Annotated in this window: 16 protein-coding genes and 2 tRNA genes; 7 read left to right on the top strand and 11 right to left on the bottom strand. The window is 59.2% G+C overall.

All coding sequences use genetic code 11. The features are described from left to right. Positions 1–205: 205 nt before the first annotated feature. Positions 206–1114: an MBL fold metallo-hydrolase gene (locus tag BTE54_RS00500; RefSeq protein ID WP_078051133.1), complete on the bottom strand. Its 909-nt coding sequence runs from the start codon at positions 1112–1114 to the stop codon at positions 206–208. A 202-nt stretch (positions 1115–1316) separates the two neighbouring features. On the opposite strand from BTE54_RS00500, the gene BTE54_RS00495 reads away from it, so the two are divergent. Beyond that, positions 1317–1391 (top strand) — tRNA-Gln (locus BTE54_RS00495). 446 nt (positions 1392–1837) lie between these two features. On the opposite strand, the gene mqo is transcribed toward BTE54_RS00495, so the two are convergent. Both mqo and BTE54_RS00485 read right to left on the bottom strand, forming a co-directional pair. Continuing rightward, complete coding sequence (gene mqo / locus BTE54_RS00490; protein WP_164865343.1) at positions 1838–3571, bottom strand: malate dehydrogenase (quinone); 1734 nt, start codon at positions 3569–3571, stop codon at positions 1838–1840. A 388-nt stretch (positions 3572–3959) separates the two neighbouring features. Continuing rightward, positions 3960–4382, bottom strand: a complete 423-nt coding sequence (locus BTE54_RS00485) for a hypothetical protein (protein WP_003520473.1) — start codon at positions 4380–4382, stop codon at positions 3960–3962. 264 nt (positions 4383–4646) lie between these two features. Between BTE54_RS00485 and BTE54_RS00480 the strand changes: the two genes are divergently transcribed. Further along, positions 4647–4723 (top strand) — tRNA-Pro (locus BTE54_RS00480). Positions 4724–5570: 847 nt separating this feature from the next. On the opposite strand, the gene cysN is transcribed toward BTE54_RS00480, so the two are convergent. From cysN to BTE54_RS00465, 3 genes are read right to left on the bottom strand one after another with little or no spacing between them, the layout of a single operon-like run. Next, positions 5571–7052, bottom strand: coding sequence for a sulfate adenylyltransferase subunit CysN (gene cysN, locus BTE54_RS00475; RefSeq protein WP_078051132.1), 1482 nt, complete (start codon positions 7050–7052; stop codon positions 5571–5573). Further along, positions 7052–8005, bottom strand: coding sequence for a sulfate adenylyltransferase subunit CysD (gene cysD / locus BTE54_RS00470; protein ID WP_003520470.1), 954 nt, complete (start codon positions 8003–8005; stop codon positions 7052–7054). The genes cysN and cysD overlap by 1 nt, the downstream gene beginning before the upstream one ends. Before the next feature lie 27 nt (positions 8006–8032). Next, entirely contained in the window at positions 8033–8815 is a 783-nt protein-coding gene (locus BTE54_RS00465) for a phosphoadenylyl-sulfate reductase (RefSeq protein ID WP_198939040.1), read from the bottom strand. A 204-nt stretch (positions 8816–9019) separates the two neighbouring features. Here BTE54_RS00465 and BTE54_RS00460 point away from each other — a divergent pair, with 204 nt between their 5' ends. From BTE54_RS00460 to BTE54_RS00440, 5 genes are all read left to right on the top strand, one after another. After that, on the top strand, positions 9020–9460 hold the full coding sequence (locus BTE54_RS00460; protein ID WP_003520468.1) for an Rrf2 family transcriptional regulator: 441 nt from the start codon (positions 9020–9022) through the stop codon (positions 9458–9460). A gap of 245 nt (positions 9461–9705) precedes the next feature. Then, the gene (locus BTE54_RS00455; RefSeq protein WP_065654285.1) at positions 9706–10731 is read left to right on the top strand and encodes a sulfate ABC transporter substrate-binding protein; all 1026 of its coding nucleotides are present in this window, start codon (positions 9706–9708) and stop codon (positions 10729–10731) included. Positions 10732–10929: 198 nt separating this feature from the next. Further along, positions 10930–11787, top strand: coding sequence for a sulfate ABC transporter permease subunit CysT (gene cysT, locus BTE54_RS00450; RefSeq protein WP_003494311.1), 858 nt, complete (start codon positions 10930–10932; stop codon positions 11785–11787). After that, positions 11780–12652: a sulfate ABC transporter permease subunit CysW gene (gene cysW / locus BTE54_RS00445; RefSeq protein WP_078051131.1), complete on the top strand. Its 873-nt coding sequence runs from the start codon at positions 11780–11782 to the stop codon at positions 12650–12652. The genes cysT and cysW overlap by 8 nt, the downstream gene beginning before the upstream one ends. 11 nt (positions 12653–12663) lie before the next feature. Continuing rightward, positions 12664–13704: a sulfate/molybdate ABC transporter ATP-binding protein gene (locus BTE54_RS00440; protein WP_078051130.1), complete on the top strand. Its 1041-nt coding sequence runs from the start codon at positions 12664–12666 to the stop codon at positions 13702–13704. A 519-nt stretch (positions 13705–14223) separates the two neighbouring features. On the opposite strand, the gene BTE54_RS00430 is transcribed toward BTE54_RS00440, so the two are convergent. The 5 genes from BTE54_RS00430 to BTE54_RS25210 all read right to left on the bottom strand — a co-directional run bounded on the left by BTE54_RS00430 (position 14224) and on the right by BTE54_RS25210 (position 18231). Further along, positions 14224–14589, bottom strand: a complete 366-nt coding sequence (locus BTE54_RS00430) for a helix-turn-helix domain-containing protein (RefSeq protein ID WP_078051129.1) — start codon at positions 14587–14589, stop codon at positions 14224–14226. Beyond that, positions 14586–14867: a DUF6516 family protein gene (locus BTE54_RS00425; protein ID WP_078051128.1), complete on the bottom strand. Its 282-nt coding sequence runs from the start codon at positions 14865–14867 to the stop codon at positions 14586–14588. Before BTE54_RS00425 ends, BTE54_RS00430 begins: the two co-directional genes overlap by 4 nt. Before the next feature lie 62 nt (positions 14868–14929). After that, on the bottom strand, positions 14930–15943 hold the full coding sequence (locus tag BTE54_RS00420) for an NAD(P)H-quinone oxidoreductase (protein ID WP_198939039.1): 1014 nt from the start codon (positions 15941–15943) through the stop codon (positions 14930–14932). Positions 15944–16031: 88 nt separating this feature from the next. After that, complete coding sequence (locus tag BTE54_RS00415) at positions 16032–17834, bottom strand: EAL domain-containing protein (RefSeq protein ID WP_065654280.1); 1803 nt, start codon at positions 17832–17834, stop codon at positions 16032–16034. 166 nt (positions 17835–18000) lie between these two features. Continuing rightward, the gene (locus BTE54_RS25210) at positions 18001–18231 is read right to left on the bottom strand and encodes a type II toxin-antitoxin system ParD family antitoxin (RefSeq protein WP_078051127.1); all 231 of its coding nucleotides are present in this window, start codon (positions 18229–18231) and stop codon (positions 18001–18003) included. Positions 18232–18564 lie beyond the last annotated feature (333 nt).

The raw sequence follows: 18564 nt of genomic DNA, 5'->3' as shown, positions 1-18564 counted from the left end.
TCCCCGAGGGGGAGAAGGTGGCCCGAAGGGTCGGATGAGGGGGCACCATCTCCGAATATCTCTACCCTTGCCCCCTCATCCCGCTGCCGCGGACTTCTCCCCGTCGGGGAGAAGAAACAAGTGGCATCCGCTCGATCCAATCAAGGCTTGGAGTGAGAGGTGAGGTCGCAACGCGCCCTGAAATCTCGCGTGCCAGAAATATCCGCTATGCCGGAAAATACTCACCCAGCAGCGAAGGCGCACCATCCGTCTGCACTTCACCCTTTTCGATTAGGTCTTCAATATGCGCCAGCACGGAAAGTGCGGCGGCGCCATGCAGGCGCTTGTCGGTGCTGGCGTAGATCACCTTCACCATGTCGGCGATCAGCCGGTCGCCCTCGCGGATACGCTTCAGAACCGCCTTTTCCCGCATACGGCGGTGGGCGCGCAAGCCCCGCATGAAGGCGGCGGGATCGGTGACCGGGCCGCCATGGCCGGGCAGGAACAGCCGGTCGTCGCGGGTGAGCAGCCGCTCAAGCGAGGCCATGTAATCGCTCATCGCCCCATCCGGCGGCGCAACGATGGTGGTGGCCCAGGCCATCACATGATCGGCGGAAAAGACGATACCGCTGCCATCAAGCGCGAAGGCGGCGTGGTTGGCGGTATGTCCCGGCGTATGCAGCGCGGTAAGCCGCCACCCGTCGCCGGAAAGGCCTTGGCCGTCGCCAAGCGCGATATCGGGTGCAAAAGCCGTATCGGAACTTTCGGCAAAGGGGTTTGTCTCGCCAGCGTGCAGCGGGCGGGCGGCACGGTGTGGACCCTCGGCCACCGTTATCGCCCCGGTCGCCTCCTTCAGCCGGCGGGCAAGCGGCGAGTGATCGCGGTGCGTATGGCTGACGAAGATATGTGTGAGCTCGCGGCCCCTCAGCGCCGCCATCAGCGCCTGAAAATGCGCCTCATCCTCCGGGCCCGGATCGATGACGGCGACGGAACGGTCGCCGACAATATAGGAGTTGGTGCCATGGAAGGTGAAGGCGGAGGGATTGTTGACGGTGATGCGCTGGATCAGCGGGGCGACAGGAACCGCCTCGCCATAGGCCGGCTTGAAATCGAGATCGAATGCCGGGTCCGCCATCGAGACCTCCTGAAAAATGCCATGCCAGCTTGAGCCGCAGCCTCAACCGCGCCATCGCCAAGCCCTAACATGCGAACTTCGCCACGGCATCCAAAAAGCTTTAATTTTGTGAAAAAATAAGTCGCCGGGTCATTGCCGGGCCGGGCAGGCTTTGCTAATCAGGCGCGGTTCAGGCAGCGGCGTTTCGCCATCGCTGCCCTGTTGGGGCGTCGCCAAGCGGTAAGGCACCGGTTTTTGGTACCGGCATTCCCAGGTTCGAATCCTGGCGCCCCAGCCAAAATTCTCATTCTATTTTATCGCATATAGTTTTCACGCTTTTTACGAGAATATGTAAATTGTAACAATTTTAGATTGTACTTTGTAGATTCCGCAACACTTTTATGATTGTCTGAATTCAGACATTAGGAGTGTATAGCAGTGACCCAGACGTTAGAACCCAGACCATCCCCCAACGAACTTCCAAAGAAGCCCGATTTCGAATGGATTTTCTGGGTGCTTCCCATCGTCGTGTTTGCTGTAATTGCATATCTCGGTGAGTTGAAATGGGCGTGTATCATCGGAGGGGGAATTGCTGCGATGCTCTTTGTCTATTTCAAGTTTATTAAGCGGAAATAGCCTTATAAGAAGTTAGGTGATCTAAGCACCGAGTTTTGCGTATAGATTTCATAAAAACGCCGCGCATCCAGAGACACGCGGCGTCCAATCCTAAATCGCAGCCAGGCCTTAAAGCGCGATATCCGGCACCTTCTTCACCGGCGCACCCGCAGGCGCCGCACCGGCGCCCTTCAGCGCCTCAAGGTCGATCTGCGGCGGGGTGGGCAGCTGCAGGTGTTCGGCGGTATAGGCCCATTCCTGCTGCACCTTTTCCGGGTCGTCATTGAGCTTCGTGCCGTAGCTCGGCACGATCTGGCGGATCTTGGCCTGCCATTCCGGTGTTGCCACCTTGTCCTTGAAGACCTTTTCCAGAACGCTGAGCATGATCGGGGCGGCGGTGGAAGCGCCCGGCGAGGCGCCGAGCAGGCCGGCGATGCTGCCGTCCCTGGCGGCGACGACTTCGGTGCCGAGCCGTAGCACGCCGCCCTTTTCTTCGTCGCGCTTGATGATCTGCACGCGCTGGCCAGCCTGCCACAGACGCCATTCGCCCTGCTTGGCATTCGGGAAATATTCCTTCAGCGCGGCAAAACGGTCGTCATCCGACATCATCAGCTGGCCGGCGAGATATTCCACCAGCGGATATTCATCGATGCCCACACGCACCATCGGCCAGGCATTGCTGGTGGTGACGGAGGAGACGAGATCGAAATAGGAACCTTCCTTCAGGAACTTGGTGGAGAAGGTGGCGAAAGGTCCGAACAGGATGACGCGCTTGCCGCCCAGCACGCGGGTATCGAGATGCGGCACCGACATGGGCGGCGAGCCGACCGAGGCCTTGCCGTAAGCCTTGGCCAGATGCTGCATCGTCACGTCGGGGTTCTCGTTGATGAGGAACGAGCCGCCCACGGGGAAGCCGGCATAATCGTCAGCTTCCGGAATGCCGGACATCTGCAACAGATGCAGCGCGCCGCCGCCTGCGCCGATGAACACGAATTTCGCATCCACCACCTGTTCGGCATCGGTCTTGGTGTTGGTATAGGTCACGCGCCAGCTGCCATCGGCATTACGCTGGATGTCAGAGACTTCGCTATTGACCTGAAGGTCGAAATTCTGGTCGCCCTGCAGATGGGAGACGAATTGCCGGGTGATTTCGCCGAATTCCATGTCGGTGCCGAGCGGCGACCAGGTCGCGCCGATCTTCTGGGAAGGATCGCGGCCTTCCATCATCAGCGGCACCCACTTCTTGATCTGCTCGGGATCGGTGGAATATTCCATGCCGGCGAAAAGCGGGCTGGCTTTGAGCGCCTGATAGCGCTTTTCCAGATAAGCGACGTTCTCGTCACCCCAGACGAAGCTCATATGCGGCGTGTGGTTGATGAAGGAACGTGGGTTCTTCAAAACGCCGTTGCGCACCTGCCATGCCCAGAATTGCCGGGAAATCTGAAAGGATTCGTTGATGTTGACGGCCTGGGTGATCTTGATGTTGCCGTTGTCGTCTTCCGGCGTGTAGTTGAGTTCGGCAAGCGCCGAATGGCCGGTGCCGGCATTGTTCCAGCCGTTAGAGCTTTCAAGCGCCACGCCATCCAGCCGCTCCAGCATCTGCATCGACCAGGTGGGCTCGAGTTCACGCAGCCAAACACCGAGCGTCGCGCTCATGATGCCGCCGCCGATCAAAAGCACATCGACCTTCTTGGCAGCCGTGTTGGCGAGAAGAGGTGTAACTGGCAGCGCCGCTGCGGCAATGCCGGCAAGCGCGCCGCCCAGAACCTGTCGGCGGTTCATGGGAAATGCGTTGGAAAGGGATGTTTCCTGGGAAAGATCAGTGAGCTGGGATTTGTCTTGATCGATGGGAGTCACGGCCATACCTGATTCTTGTTTTGTGTTAAAAACATTCCTCCCGTTCGCCCCGTTACAGCAAAGCGCAAACCGGCACAACCCGGACTCTTTCACTCCAGTTCAAGCAGTTTTGCACGGATTTTGCAGGGACATATGGTCGCAACGGCCAATTTTGCGGTTTTGCCGATCGTCATTTTTATGACGGCGAAGATTAGCCGACGCTTTCAAACGGTTGAAAGGGTTCTGTGAGCGGGATATCGCGGAAAGGCGGATATAACGCTGTTTTCGGCGCGTTCCGGGTCGCGGGGTGCGGCTATAGGCAAAATTTTTTTCACAAAAATGACAATAATTCCGAAAAAGTGAAAAGGCCCGCCGGTTCGGGCGGGCCTTGCTGCGTCTGGCCTGTGGCCGAAGATCAGTCTGCGGCGAGGAATTCCGCGCAATAGCTCGGGCCGTTGATACCGGGGCGGTCGGAAACCGTGCGCACCGCGGTAATCTTGTAATCGCTGGAAACGACGAGCTGCACCGTGCAGGAGAGCGAGGCGGTGCGGGCGGGCGAGATCTGGCGACCTTTCTTGCCATCCTTGCCTTCTTCGAACCTGGCCGGAATGGTGGCCTTTCTGTAGCCGCCGCGCCAGTTATAGACGGTGGAGCTGCCGGTTTCCGTATCGCTGAGCGGCGGGCCGAATTTTGCGAAGAAAATGCCTGCGGACTGGCCGACCCAGCGGGTCTCAACGGGGCTCTTCTGGGTAAAAGAGGGAGTGGAACCGCCCGTGGAAGTGGTGCAGGCCGAGAGCGCAATGGCAAACGCTGCAAGCGTTACGCTGCGAGATAGCATGGTGAAATGTCCTTTGTGCCGTGTCCGGCTTCCCGCCGGTCATTCCGTTCCCCTAGCAGATTTGGAGACGGCGGGCAGGGGAGGTGTGCGGCTCGATGAAAATTTCCTGCCACAATTGCTTTTTTGTAACGTTTTGAGGCCTTCCAGCCGGTGCCACAGGCCCCTGGCAGGGTTGTTTCAACAGATGGGAAAAACTTGTCACAAAAAATGCAATAAGCCGCTTGTCGAATGCCGGAGGCTGGTCTATAGAAGCGCCGCTGGTCACGGAGTGTAGCGCAGTCTGGTAGCGCACCACGTTCGGGACGTGGGGGTCGGAGGTTCGAATCCTCTCACTCCGACCAGCTTGAAGCCCAATAGTTTCAGCGGCTTGCAACTCATCTCGAAAATTCCAAGATCGAAATCTCGCACCGAAACCGGACCTGTGAAAACCTGTGCCGGCTGGACTGCATTCGCCGACCGCGTCTGAAAATCAGGGCGCAGATGCGAATAACTGCGTTCAAATCGCCGTTCTTCAACTGGTATGCGTTTTGGGAGAGAGTGTTTCTTTCCACATCCGCTCACGGATGCGAATCGTCGCCGTCAGACAGCAGATGGTTCGCTTCGGCGGGCGTTTGTTGTCGCCACCCGGCACCCCAACAAAAGAGGCCCGTCGCTCCGCCAAGCGCCAGGCCTCAATGTCGCGGCCTGTTTCAGGGGACGCGCGACAGGAATCGTCTTAGAAGCCTCAATTCTTCTTCACAATCCAAGAAGTTATCCATCACCGTCATGAGCCCTGAATTTCAGGGGCATCCTCGCGATCAACTTATCGCGATCAAAAAGAGGCCCGCTGCTTTTTCAAACAACGAGCCTCTGTTGGGCCGCTTGGCGGAGCGACCGCATGCAAATTCGTCTTTCGTGCATGAACGTCGAATGAACAAACAGCTTTTATGCCGCCGAGAAACAACCCGTAAAAATCAGGAGAGCGGCATGGATCGGAAAGCCGCCTCAGCCGTTATCTAACCATACAACAATGGAGGATAGCATGCTGAAGGGTATCGCATTGTGGGCTATGGGCGTTCCGATCTTCGTGATCATTCTGCTTTATATGTTCGTATTCTAAGCCATCCGCAGTCTCTGACACGGAATGGGCCCTGCAACGAAAAAGGCGACCGGTTTGACGGTCGCCTTTTGTTTGTTTGAGGGGGCGTGTCAGCCCAGATCGCCGATCAGCCGCGCGGCCGTTGCGCCGTCCGTGCGGCGGATGTCGATCTCGTCGCGGTGCTTGGCGAGGAGTTCGCTGGCCAGCAGCTTTTCGGCAAGATCGGCGGGCAGCGAGAGAATGACCCGGTCACCCTTTTCTTCCGTCGCACCGACGCTGCGCTTACCGGCGATCATGCCGCCCGCAACCGTGTTGTTGGTGTCGGGATCGATCAGAATGAAGGACCCGGTCGAGCGGTTCTGTTCATAGGGATCGAAGATCGCCGTCTCGTCGAAGGAAAGCCGCACCTTGCCGATGGCGTTCATCGGCAGTGAGGTTTCATGCGCCTGCCATTCGCCCTCCTTCAGGTTCAGCTGGCTGACGGGCTGCACGCTGACGCGCTGGCGGCGGCTGCCGCTTTTCAGCCAGTAGCGCTTGCCTGCCTCGATGCCGCCCGGCTGCAACGCCACGATCTGGGCGTCGAAGGCAAGGCCGGTCTGCGGCTGCGCCTCGATGGAGACGATCATGTCACCGCGCGACACATCCACCTGACGGTCGAGGACGAGCGTGACCGCATCACCCGCGACGGCGGCGTTGCGCACCAGATCGAAGGTGACGATCTGCTTGACGTTCGCGACCATGCCGGAAGGCAGGACGACGACGCTGTCGCCCGGCTTTACCGAACCGCCGGCAACCGTGCCCTGATAACCGCGGAAACTTTCACCGGGGCGCGAGACGCGCTGCACCGGCAGGCGGAAGCCGCCGGATTGCGCGGAGCGCACCGTGGCAAGCTCCAGTGTCTCCACCAGCGTCGGGCCTTCATACCAGGGCATGGAGGCCTTGCCGGAGAGAACGACGTTTTCACCCTTTAGCGCCGACATCGGAATGGCGGTGATCTGCTTGATGCCGAGATTGGACGCGAAATCGCGGAATTCATGGGCGATCAGCTCGAAACCGGCCTTGTCGTAATGCGTCAGGTCGATCTTGTTGACGGCCAGCACAAATTGCCGGATGCCCATCAGCGCCGCAATGGTGGCGTGGCGGCGTGTCTGTTCCAGAATGCCGGTGCGCGCATCGACGAGCAGCACGGCGAGATCGGCCGTCGAAGCGCCGGTCGCCATGTTGCGGGTATATTGCTCGTGGCCGGGGGTGTCGGCCACGATGAAGGCGCGCCGGTCGGTGGCGAAATACCGATAGGCGACATCGATGGTGATGCCCTGTTCGCGCTCGGCCTGAAGGCCGTCCAGCAAAAGCGCGAAATCGGGCAGGCCGAGATCGTTCTGCTTGCCGCTGTCGCGGTGGAGCGTCGCGGCCTGGTCTTCCTTGACGGCCTTGGTGTCCCAGAGAAGACGGCCGATCAGGGTCGATTTGCCGTCATCCACGCTGCCGCAGGTGATGAGACGCAGCGGGCGCGTGTCGCGCGCTGCCTTCGAATGCTCGGCAAAGGGCAGAATGGTTGCGGAAGAGGGGGTGTTGGCGGCTGTGGCGCTCATCAGAAATACCCCTCGCGCTTCTTCTTCTCCATCGAGCCGGACTGGTCGCGGTCAATCGCGCGGCCCTGCCGTTCGGAAACGGTAGCGATTTCGAGTTCCGCGATCACTTCCTGAAGCGTCGCCGCCTCGGAACGGATGGCGCCGGTCAGCGGGAAGCAACCGAGCGTGCGGAAGCGGATCGAGCCGTGCTTGATCTCTTCGCCGGGCAGCAGTTCCAGCCGCTCGTCTTCGGCAAGGATCATCATACCGTCGCGTTCGACATATGGGCGCTCGGCGGCGTAATAGAGCGGCACTAGCGGAATGTTTTCCGCCTCGATGTAACGCCAGATATCCACTTCGGTCCAGTTGGAGAGCGGGAAGGCGCGCACGCTTTCGCCCTTGCGGACCATGCCGTTATAGATGTTCCACAGTTCCGGGCGCTGGTTGCGCGGGTCCCATTTATGGTCGGGCGTGCGGAAGGAATAGATGCGCTCCTTGGCGCGGCTCGCCTCCTCATCGCGGCGTGCGCCGCCGAAGGCCGCATCGAACTGGCCGGCATCGAGCGCCTGGCGCAACGCTTCGGTCTTCATGATGTCGGTGTAAAGCGCCGAACCGTGGGTGAAGGGCGTTACGTTTTCGCTCGCACCGCGCGGGTTGGTGTAGGAAATCAGGTCGAGATCGTATTCCTTGACGATATTGTCGCGGAATTCGATCATTTCCTTGAACTTCCAGCCGGTATTGACGTGCAGCAGCGGGAAGGGAATGCGGCCGGGGAAAAACGCCTTGCGCGCGAGATGCAGCAGCACGGATGAATCCTTGCCGATGGAATAGAGCATCACGGGCTTGTCGAATTCGGCGGCGACTTCGCGGAAAATATGAATAGCTTCGTTTTCAAGCGCCTTCAGATGGGGATCGAGCGGCGGCTTGGATGCGACAGTATTCTTGCTGTCCGTCTCGTGGACTGCGTTGGACATTGTGAACTCCGGGAATGTACTGAATGATTATCGTTGCGGGATGGCGGAAACGGCGGATGTCTGCTCCGCACCGGCGACGTGAAGACCGCATTCGCGCTTCTCGTCGTTTTCCCACCACCATCGTCCGGCGCGCTCAGGCTCGCCGGGCTTGATGGCGCGCGTACACGGCTCGCAGCCAATGGAGGGGTAACCGCGCTGATGCAACGGATTGACGGGAATGTTCTCCTGGGCGACATGCGCCCGGATGAGGTCGATGTCCCAGTCAGCCAAAGGGTTGATCTTGATGAGATTGCGCTCCGCATCGAACTCGGCGAAAGGCGTCGTGGCGCGATTGCCCGACTGGCCGCGTCTGAGGCCGGTGATCCAGAAGGCGGCGCCTTCCAGCGCCTTGCCGAGCGGGATCAGCTTTCTGACATGACAGCAGGCGTGACGGGCTTCGACGCTTTCGTAAAAACCGTTCAGACCGTATTTTTCGGCATAGGCGTCGATATCGTCCTGCTCGGGACGAAAGCGGCGGATTTCGATGCCGAAACGCTCTTCGGTCTCATCGATGAGATCGACGGTTTCCTTGAACAGCCGGCCGGTTTCGAGCGTCACGACGTCGATCGGCAGGCGATGCGTACCGATTGCGGCCATAATGACCTGATCCTCGATGCCGAGGCTGGTGGTGAAGACCGCCCGCCCGCCGAGGCCGGCGATAAACGAAAGCCGACCCGCCAGATCGAGCCCGGCAAGGGTGGCGTCGAGGGAAGCGGCATCGGCAGAGGCATTTGCTGAATTGATCGTCATTGTCACGTCCGGGATTTCCATGGCCGATTATTGTTGAAATCCGGCCTTTGGAACAGAAATGACAGTCTTTGTGCGCTGCACTTGAGAGCAAAAATACCTCACGCGCGCAGGGTATGAGCAAAAGATACCCGTTCACCTTCTTCGCAGCTTGGATTTGAATTGTGACAACTTCTGCGCTAAGCCGGAATTGCCGGGTTTCCGGGCTTGTGGTCTACTGGTTTTACGATGATTTCGCAGAAGGCAAAATATGCGCTGAGGGCGCTCCTTTCGCTGGCCAAGGCCGACGGGGCCTGTCCTGTGCAGATTTCCGACATCGCCCGCGAACAGGCCATTCCGAAAAAGTTTCTGGAGCAGATCCTTCTCGAAATGAAGAAGGAACGCCTCGTCGAAAGCCGGCGCGGCAAGCAGGGCGGTTATCTCTTGGCGCGCCCGGCTGCGGATATCACCTTCGGCGAGGTGCTGCGCCTCATCGACGGGCCGCTTGCCCCCTTGCCCTGCCTGTCGCAGACCGCCTATCGCCGCTGCGAGGATTGCGACGGCGAGAAGCAGTGCGAGATCCGCCACGTCTTTGCCCGCGTGGCCGATGCCACCCGCAACATCCTTTTCAACACCACCATCGCCGATGCCGTGGCCGGTGTCGAAGTGCCCGAGCTTTTGACGGCCTGACGAAAAAATCGTCTAAAACCCCATAATATTTTTCGCCGCCAGCGCAAAAAATCGTCAAAAATGTGAAACGGTTTTGCATTCAGCAAAGTTTTACACGACGCTTGTTGCGCCTTTCGCTTATGCTGCGCTGTATTTGTTGCCCGGGAAAACGCTCTCGGGAAACACTTTTTCGATCGTATTCGGCCTCATTGACCAACTCTACTCAACCGGTAGAGTTAAGCCATCGCAATCAGGAGGGAATACCGATGTCCAAGCTTCTGTCCGGTTTGAGCGTTGTTGCGCTTAGCCTCTCACTGGCACTTGGCGCAGCTGGCTCGGCCGCCGCGCAGACCAAGCTGCTCAACGTGTCCTACGATCCGACCCGTGAACTCTACAAGGACTTCAACGAAGCTTTCGCCAAGAAGTGGAAGGCCGATACCGGCGAGGACGTCACCATCCAGCAGTCGCATGGCGGCTCCGGCAAGCAGGCGCGTTCGGTCATCGACGGTCTGGAAGCGGATGTGGTGACGCTGGCGCTGCAGAGCGATATCGACGCCATCGTTCAGAATTCCGGCAAGATCAACAAGGACTGGCGCACCCGCCTGCCGCATAATTCCTCGCCTTACACCTCGACCATCGTTTTCCTGGTGCGCAAGGGTAACCCCAAGGGCATCCATAATTGGGGCGATCTGGTGAAGGGCGACGTGCAGATCGTGACGCCGAACCCGAAGACTTCTGGCGGCGCGCGCTGGAACTATCTGGCGGCCTGGGCCTGGGCCAATGAAGAATTCAAGGGCGACAAGGACAAGATCAAGGCCTATGTCGGCGAGCTCTACAAGCGCGCCCCGGTTCTCGACACCGGCGCCCGTGGCTCCACGGTCACCTTCGCCCAGCGCCAGATCGGCGATGTGCTGCTCGCGTGGGAAAACGAAGCCTATCTCGCCGGTCAGGAATTCGGCGCTGACGCCTTCGATATCGTCGTGCCGCCGATCTCGATCCTTGCCGAACCGCCGGTCGCCGTGGTGGACGCCAATGTCGACGCCAAGGGCACGCGCAAGGCGGCGGAAGCCTATCTGCAATATCTCTATTCCGACGAGGGCCAGAATATTGCGGCGAAGCACTTTTACCGCCCGTCCAACCCGGCCGTGGTCTCCAAGGATCTGCTCAAGCAGCTGCCCGACATCAAGCTCGTCACCATCGACGACCCGCAGTTTGGCGGTTGGGCAAAGGCGCAGCCTGAACATTTTGGTGACGGTGGCATCTTCGACCAGATTTACAAGCCCGCAAAGTAAGCGGATGATGGGCTGAAAAGAGATCGCCCGCGTCCGCACGGACAACAGAAAACAAAACCTGATCGACCGGACACCGTGCCGGTCGATACTTTATAATAAACGCCGGGGAACACCGGCTCCCAGAGAGCATTTCCAGGAAAAGCGGACCCCGGTTTCCTGTCCGGAAATGCGCCAAACTAAAGATTATCCGGAGCCTTGATGAGCAATAATACATCCGGAAACAGGTGGAAATGGCGGCAGTCGAGCGTCATACCGGGCTTCGGCCTGACGCTTGGTTACACAGTCACCTATCTGTTTCTCATCATTCTTATTCCGCTGGGCGGCCTTGTCTGGTCCACGGCAAAACTGGGTTTTTCAGATTTCATTGCGATTGCCACGGATAGCCGCACGCTGAATGCGCTGCGTGTCAGTTTCGGAACGGCATTTCTTGCCGCGCTGGTCAACGCGGTCTTCGGCGTCATCGTCGCCTGGGTGCTGACGCGTTACCGTTTTCCCGGTCGCCGCTTCGTCGATGCCATCGTCGATCTGCCTTTTGCCCTGCCAACGGCGGTCGCCGGTATCGCGCTGACCACGCTTTACGCCAATCGCGGCTGGGTCGGTTCGCTGTTCGAACCCTTCGGGATCAAGATCGCCTTTACGCCGACCGGCATCGTCATCGCGCTGATCTTCATCGGCCTGCCTTTCGTGGTCCGCACCGTGCAGCCGGTCATGGAAGAAATCGACCGGCAGGTGGAGGAAGTGGCGGCGACGCTTGGCGCCAACCGTTTCCAGACCATCACCCGCGTTCTGCTGCCGAGCCTGACACCCGCCATCCTCACGGGTTTCGCACTCGCCTTCGCACGCGGTGTCGGGGAATATGGTTCGGTCATCTTCATCGCCGGCAATATTCCCTATGTCTCGGAAATCGCGCCGCTTCTCATCGTCATCCGGCTGGAGGAGTTCAATTATGCGGCCGCGACCGGCATCGCCACCATCATGCTGATCATCTCGTTCGCCATGCTGTTCCTCATCAATCTCATTCAGGCCTGGAGCCGCAAGAGGTACGGTTATGTCTGAGACCGCTTCCCGCACGTCCTCCCGGCCGTTCCGCGACCCCGCCAGCGAGAGCTTTCCCGCCCGGCTGGCGTTGATCGCGATTGCCTTCGTCTTCCTCGCTGCTTTTCTGGTTCTGCCGCTGGTCTCGGTCTTCTTCGAAGCCTTCCGCAAGGGTGCGGAAAGCTTCTGGGAGGCGATTGTCGAGCCGGATGCACTCTCCGCCATCCGCCTGACGCTGCTCGTCGCCGCCATTTCGGTGCCGCTTAATCTGGTCTTCGGGGTGATGGCCGCCTGGGCAATTGCGAAATTCGAGTTCAAGGGCAAGGCCTTCCTGATCACGCTCATCGACCTGCCGTTCTCGATCTCGCCGGTCATATCGGGCCTCGTCTATGTCATCCTGTTCTCATCCCACAGCGTGCTGGGGCCATGGCTGAAGAGCTACGGCATCGAAATCCTCTTCGCGGTTCCCGGCATCGTGCTTGCCACCATCTTCGTCACCTTTCCTTTCGTCGCGCGCGAACTGATCCCGCTGATGCAGGATCAGGGCAATGGCGATGAGGAAGCGGCGATTTCGCTCGGTGCTTCGGGCTGGCAGACCTTCTGGTATGTCACGCTGCCGAATATCAAATGGGGCCTGCTTTACGGGGTGCTGCTCTGCAACGCCCGCGCCATGGGCGAGTTCGGCGCCGTCTCGGTGGTATCGGGCCATATTCGCGGTGAGACCAACACCATGCCGCTGCATGTCGAGATACTCTATAATGAGTACAATATGGGCGCGGCCTTTGCGGTGGCAACGCTGCTCGCCGGTCTGGCGCTGGTGACGCTCATTCTCAAAACCATTCTCGAAATACGCTTTGGCGCGGGCAACGCAGCCGGCAAGCACTGAAAGGCATCTTCATGGAAGTGAAAGTTTCCGGCATCACCAAGCAGTTCGATCGGTTTCCGGCGCTGAACGACGTGTCGCTCGACATTCGTTCCGGCGAGCTGATCGCGCTGCTCGGTCCTTCCGGCTCCGGCAAGACGACGCTGCTGCGTCTCATCGCCGGCCTCGAGCAGCCAACGCAGGGGCAAATCTTCTTCGGTGATGAGGACGCGTCCCACCGCACGGTGCAGGAGCGCAATGTCGGTTTCGTGTTCCAGCACTATGCGCTGTTCCGCCATATGACGGTGGCCGACAATATCGCTTTCGGCCTCAAGGTGCGCCCCTCCGCCAACCGCCCGCCGAAAGCCGAGATCCGCAAACGCGTATCCGAACTTCTCGACATGGTGCATCTCTCCGGTCTTGAAAAGCGCTATCCGACCCAGCTTTCCGGCGGTCAACGCCAGCGCGTGGCGCTCGCCCGCGCCGTCGCCATCGAGCCGAAGGTCCTGCTTCTCGATGAACCCTTCGGCGCGCTCGACGCCAAGGTGCGCAAGGAACTGCGCCGCTGGCTGCGCGAATTCCACGACCGCACCGGCCACACCACCGTTTTCGTCACCCACGATCAGGAAGAGGCGCTGGAACTGGCCGACCGCGTCGTCGTCATGAGCCAGGGCAAGATCGAACAGGTGGGCACGGCGGATGACGTCTACGACACGCCCAACTCCCCCTTCGTCTTCTCCTTCATCGGCGAATCTTCCAGCCTGCCGGTGACGATCCGCGACGGCCACGTGCTGTTCCAGGGCGAAAGCATCGGCATCGATGAAAGCGGTTCTGGCGAGGGCGAGCTTTTCTTCCGCCCGGAAGATGTGGTGCTGACGCAAGAAAAGGATGCGCTTTACGGCAAGGTCACCACCTGTCGCCGCCTTGCGGGCACCCGCATTGCCGAAATCGACATCGCCAATAACGGCCATGAACCCTATCACCTCGAAATCGAGGTGCCGCTCAACGCCGCCGTGGCGGTGGGCGCGGAACTGCGCTTCCGGCCGACGCGGTGGAAGGTGTTCGGGAAGAAATAGGGGAGAGGTGACCGCAGTTGACGGTCGATGATTTGTCGCTCTCCCCAGTTCTCCGTCATACCGGCCTTGAGCCGGTATCCAGCCAGCCCAAGTCTTTGGGCTGAAAGGAGTCCTTTCGTCGCGCAGACGCGCGCCGGCTGGATGCCGGGTCAAGCCCGGCATGACGGAAGAGACGTGTCACGAGTAGCATCGAGCATAGAGCTTGCCGCACCGGCATTCGAGGCACAGATTTCCCCAATCGTCGAAGCAATAAGCAAAAACGGAAAAGGGCCGCCGAAGCGACCCTTCCATGAGTTTGGTCCTGTTTACAGACCCGGGACTGTTTCTCAACGTTCCGAAGGCTAGAGGTTTTACGCCGAGGGCTGCCCCGTCGAAAACACACCCTTTCCATTGCCTGCACCAGAGACCGAAATCTCACTAGACATTGGATCACCTCCTTCCGATACGTTGAACATAACTAGAAGGTAGTACGATTCGTCAGTAATGCAAGAGGGATTACTTCCAGGGGACGCCCGGCCCCTATGCCGCATCTGCGGCCTTTACGTCGAATTCGAAGTGGATGCTGTCATAGGGAAACTCGATGCCAGCCTCGTTCCGGTCGATAATGCCCGCATGGAGGAGCGACGTCACGTCGCGATGAACGGCCTGTACGTCCCGTCCGACCCGACGGGCAACCTCCCGGATAGAAAGCGGTCCCTGTCCCGCCAGAGCCTTGACGATGGCAAGGCGAAGCGGCGCGAGAATGCGGTGCAGGTCCTCATAGCTGGAAAATTCGACGGATGGTTTCGCCTCCACCGGCTTTCCAGACATGGCCAGATTACCGGCGGCAACAAAGCGGCTCTTGATATCCTTGATCGTGCTGAGACGGACGGTGAGTGCGGTCATGACAAAATCCTTTCCATATCCGCCTGAAAAGCATCGAACAGGGCTTCGAGCGTGGTGAAGGCGATGGGGTCTTCACGCCCGTCCATATGACGATGATCGCCTTTGCCGCGTTCATTGTCATAACGCAGAACACATTCCCCTTTGATCACCAGCGCCAGCCGATATTTGAACGGGTGAAGACTTCCGGGAACAGGCTCAGGCAGATGCCACAGGACAACCTCAAAGAAGGCCGTCTGGTCGATCACTTTGCGCGTCTTTTCGAGCAGAATGGCCTTCATGTTGTTATTCTTGACAACACTTTGCTGTGTTGTCAATGAAAACAACGATCTTGCTCAAAACGTCACGACACCCGCATCACGATCTTGCCGATATGGCTGCTGCTTTCCATCAGCCGGTGCGCTTCCGCGACCTCATCCAGCGTGAAGACCCGGTTGATGACAGGTGCCAGCTGACCGCTTTCAATGAGCGGCCAGACCTCTGCGACGAGGTCGTCGCGGATGGCGCGTTTTTCGTCGGCCGTGCGGGGGCGCATGGTGGAGCCCGTGACGGTGAGGCGTTTGACCATGATGGGGGTGAGGTTGACCTTTTCGGCCACGGCGCCGCCCAGAAAGGCGATGATGGACAGGCAGCCGTCCTTGGCGAGTGCGGCAAGGTTCTTTTCGAAATAAGCTGCACCGATCATGTCGAGAACGACATCGACGCCCTTGCCATCGGTTTCGGCCTTGATGACGGCGGCGAAATCTTCCTCACGATAGTTGATCGCCCGTTTGGCGCCGAGCTTCACGCAGGCTTCGCATTTTTCCGCAGAACCCGCCGTGGCATAGACTTCGGCGCCGAAGGCTTTGGCAAGCTGGATGGCCGTCGTGCCGATGCCGCTGGTGCCGCCATGGATGAGGACGCTTTCCCCTTCGGTGAGGCCCGCCATCTGGAAGAGATTGGCCCAGACGGTGAAGAAGGTTTCCGGCAAAGCCGCCGCTTTGACGGCGTCGTAACCCTTGGGGAAGGGCAGGGCCTGCCCGGCCGGCACGGTGCAATATTGCGCATAACCGCCGCCATTGGCGAGCGCGCAGACCTTGTCGCCCAGCTTGAATTCGGTAACTTCTTCACCCAGCGCAACCACCTCGCCGGCGATTTCGAGGCCGAGGATCGGGCTTGCATCCTTCGGCGGCGGATAGGTCCCCTGTCGCTGCGCCACATCCGGCCGGTTGACGCCCGCCGCCTCGACCTTTACCAGAACCTCGCCTTTTGCGGGCTTCGGCAAAGGCGCTTGCGAAAGCCGCATCACCTCCGGGCCGCCATGGGAAGGGAGGTCGATGAAGCGCATTGTTTCGGGCAGGGTCTTGGTGTCGGGCATGGCCAGGGGCAACTCCTCACGTGTCGACGTCGCCTGAAGATGTAGGTCAGATGCGCCGCTTAGGGAAGGAGGCCGTTTGTCACGAGTGTCAATTTGTCTCGCCGAAGACCCGGACGACGAGACCGCCTTCGTTTTCCTTCGCAGCCGCCTTCACGCCAGCGATCTCGCTGCCGATCCGCTCGGGATTGGCGATGATCAGCCCTTTCGGCAAGGTCAGAACGCCGATAGAGCAGCGCAGCAGCGCGAAGTCCCGCTCATTGCCGTGGCGGTCCTGGCCCTTCATGCAGCCGGCGGCGCGGTCCTCGTCCGAATAGAGTTCGGCGACGTCGTCGTGAAAATCGCTGAGCAGCCGCTCGAGGATTTCCGTCAGCTCCTCCACCGTCCAGTCACGCACGCCGATGAAGAAATCGTCGCCACCGATATGGCCGAGGAAACAATCGCCGGCAAAAAAGTAACGGCGCATCAGGGCCGAAAACAGCGTGATGGCGTGGTCGCCAGCGTTGAAGCCGTATTTGTCGTTGAAGGGTTTGAAATTATCGAAGTCGCAATAACAGAAGAAGCGCGCCTCGTCGCCATCGCTGCAACGGTCGGCAATGAAACCGCCAATCGCGCGGTTGCCGGGCAGCGCCGTCAGCGGGTTCTGATCCTGCGCCATCTTCAGCTGTTTTTCGTTGATGACCTTGATGAGCGAAGCGGCGGAAACAATGCCGGCGTAACGCATGTTTTCGGTGAGGATGATGCAGGCGCTGCCGCCCATGCTGGCGAACATGTTCATCAATTGATCGGCATCCGCATCGAGACCGACAATCGGCGCGGGATCGACGAAATGGGAAATGGTACGCTCGTAGATCTTGTTCTTGAGCAGGTCGCGGCCGAAGGGCCGGTAGATATATTCCTTGAGGTGATATTCGTTGATGACGCCGCGCGGTTCGCCATTGGCGTTGAGAACCGGGAAAAACGCCTGCTGCGGATTTCTGCGGAACAGTTCGAAGACGCTGTCGACGCTGTCATGCTCGAAGACGGTCGGAAGACGCTCGATTTCGCGGCGAATGAGAATCTCATCCAGCGTCTGGCTGCTGCGCCGCGCCACGCCCATGCGGTTGATGTGGGGAAAGCTCTCCGGCAGCTCGCTGGTGAAGACCGTGGGCCTCGCGATCAGCCAGCCCTGCACCAGATCAACGCCGAATTCGCGGCAGGTCAGAAACTCCGCCTCCGTTTCGATGCCTTCTGCAATGACCCTGACGCCAAGAACATGGGCGATGTTGACGATGTTGCGGACAAGGTGCTGCTTGCGCGGCAATTGGTCGACTCCGGTGATGAAATGCCGGTCTATCTTCAGGTAATCCAGCGGAAAATCGCACAGCAGCTTCATCTCGCCATGGCCGGCGCCGAAATCGTCGATGGCCAGCTTGAAGCCTTCCTTGCGCATGCGGGCAATCAGCGCCGTGAATTCCGGCACGCTGGTATTGTCGAAACGTTCGGAAAGCTCGAAGCAGATGGAGGAGGCGGGAATGCCGGCCCGCGCCAGATGGCCAACGAGCTTGTCGAGAATGGCGTCGCCATGCGGGATCAGCCGCACATCCAGATTGAGGAACAGGGTGGCGGAGGAGAAATCGGGCAGGGTGGAAAATTTCGCCAGCGCCCGGCTCGCCAGCATCTGCTCGAAGGCCTTCAGCTCGCCATCGGCGGCAGCCTGGTCGAGAAGCGCCAGCGGATTGGAAAAACCGAGCCGGTCATGGCCGCGCATCAGCGATTCATAACCGAAAATCGTGCCTGTCGTCGCCTCTACAATCGGCTGAAACGCCGTTTCGAGCACCAGTTTCGCCATGGGAAACATGTGCCCGGAGGCAAAACGCCTTATGACATCGTTCTCCAGCGTGACGGCCTGCATATGTTTCTCCGCTCATGTTCTTACGCCCGGTTTTAAATCCTTGGGCGCACATTATTTTTGGGCGAACAATTGCAGATCACAGGTCAACAAAAGCTTTCACCACTGTGAAGCTTTCGTGAACCTTTTATAACAACCCCTTGGATATTAAAGGTTGTTGCGCGGCGGTTCAGGCCCTCCGCGCATGTCCGGTGTGTGCGGCGTAAAGGTCCGCAACGTTGAGCCGCTCCCGGTCCGCATCCGCCGCTGGTCTTGAAGCCGCTCCGTGCGCGGTGGAGGCCGCCCACAGGCGCAGGGCCTCACGAACGACCTCACTGCCGGAAGCATAGGCTCCGCAATTTACGGCCTCACGCATCCTTGCTGCCTGTTCCGGGGAAATCGATACTGTTACCATTGGCATGATATCACTCCCTTCTTTAAACGCTGCGATCGGTCCTTCGATGTCCGGTTTGCGGATCGGGCGCCGTCGTGGTCTAGGCGGGCGTTTTTATCGTCTTTCGTCTGGCGCCGCTTCCAGCGAAATTTGTATCATCAGCGATATTAGCACGAAACGCATTCCATTCCCAATTCGCAGTATATCACGGTTTAGTTTTTCCCCCGTGAACCGGGCGGCTGCATGGGGCTCGCCGCGCTGGCCGATGCCTGCGAAACTATCACTGTCCGGCGGCGGAAAATATGATCCATCGCAAATCAGCGACATAAAATGGCGCGTTTTTTATTGATTGATCGATCA

The sequence above is a fragment of the Agrobacterium sp. YIC 4121 genome, from assembly GCF_002008205.1.
GTDB lineage: Bacteria > Pseudomonadota > Alphaproteobacteria > Rhizobiales > Rhizobiaceae > Agrobacterium > Agrobacterium leguminum.
Note: the sequence above shows the minus strand (reverse complement) of the source record. Positions and strands in the feature narration are given on the sequence as shown.

What these genes read in the sequence shown, in the direction of transcription:
- BTE54_RS00465 (WP_198939040.1), bottom strand. Translation starts at nt 8,815, where the DNA reads ATGGAAATCCCGGACGTGACAATGACGATCAATTCAGCAAATGCCTCT.
- cysN (WP_078051132.1), bottom strand. Translation starts at nt 7,052, where the DNA reads ATGAGCGCCACAGCCGCCAACACCCCCTCTTCCGCAACCATTCTGCCC.
- cysD (WP_003520470.1), bottom strand. Translation starts at nt 8,005, where the DNA reads ATGTCCAACGCAGTCCACGAGACGGACAGCAAGAATACTGTCGCATCC.
- BTE54_RS00460 (WP_003520468.1), top strand. Translation starts at nt 9,020, where the DNA reads ATGATTTCGCAGAAGGCAAAATATGCGCTGAGGGCGCTCCTTTCGCTG.
- BTE54_RS00500 (WP_078051133.1), bottom strand. Translation starts at nt 1,114, where the DNA reads ATGGCGGACCCGGCATTCGATCTCGATTTCAAGCCGGCCTATGGCGAG.
- BTE54_RS00440 (WP_078051130.1), top strand. Translation starts at nt 12,664, where the DNA reads ATGGAAGTGAAAGTTTCCGGCATCACCAAGCAGTTCGATCGGTTTCCG.
- BTE54_RS00485 (WP_003520473.1), bottom strand. Translation starts at nt 4,382, where the DNA reads ATGCTATCTCGCAGCGTAACGCTTGCAGCGTTTGCCATTGCGCTCTCG.
- BTE54_RS00430 (WP_078051129.1), bottom strand. Translation starts at nt 14,589, where the DNA reads ATGACCGCACTCACCGTCCGTCTCAGCACGATCAAGGATATCAAGAGC.
- BTE54_RS00415 (WP_065654280.1), bottom strand. Translation starts at nt 17,834, where the DNA reads ATGCAGGCCGTCACGCTGGAGAACGATGTCATAAGGCGTTTTGCCTCC.
- mqo (WP_164865343.1), bottom strand. Translation starts at nt 3,571, where the DNA reads ATGGCCGTGACTCCCATCGATCAAGACAAATCCCAGCTCACTGATCTT.
- BTE54_RS00425 (WP_078051128.1), bottom strand. Translation starts at nt 14,867, where the DNA reads ATGAAGGCCATTCTGCTCGAAAAGACGCGCAAAGTGATCGACCAGACG.
- cysW (WP_078051131.1), top strand. Translation starts at nt 11,780, where the DNA reads ATGTCTGAGACCGCTTCCCGCACGTCCTCCCGGCCGTTCCGCGACCCC.
- cysT (WP_003494311.1), top strand. Translation starts at nt 10,930, where the DNA reads ATGAGCAATAATACATCCGGAAACAGGTGGAAATGGCGGCAGTCGAGC.
- BTE54_RS25210 (WP_078051127.1), bottom strand. Translation starts at nt 18,231, where the DNA reads ATGCCAATGGTAACAGTATCGATTTCCCCGGAACAGGCAGCAAGGATG.
- BTE54_RS00455 (WP_065654285.1), top strand. Translation starts at nt 9,706, where the DNA reads ATGTCCAAGCTTCTGTCCGGTTTGAGCGTTGTTGCGCTTAGCCTCTCA.
- BTE54_RS00420 (WP_198939039.1), bottom strand. Translation starts at nt 15,943, where the DNA reads ATGCCCGACACCAAGACCCTGCCCGAAACAATGCGCTTCATCGACCTC.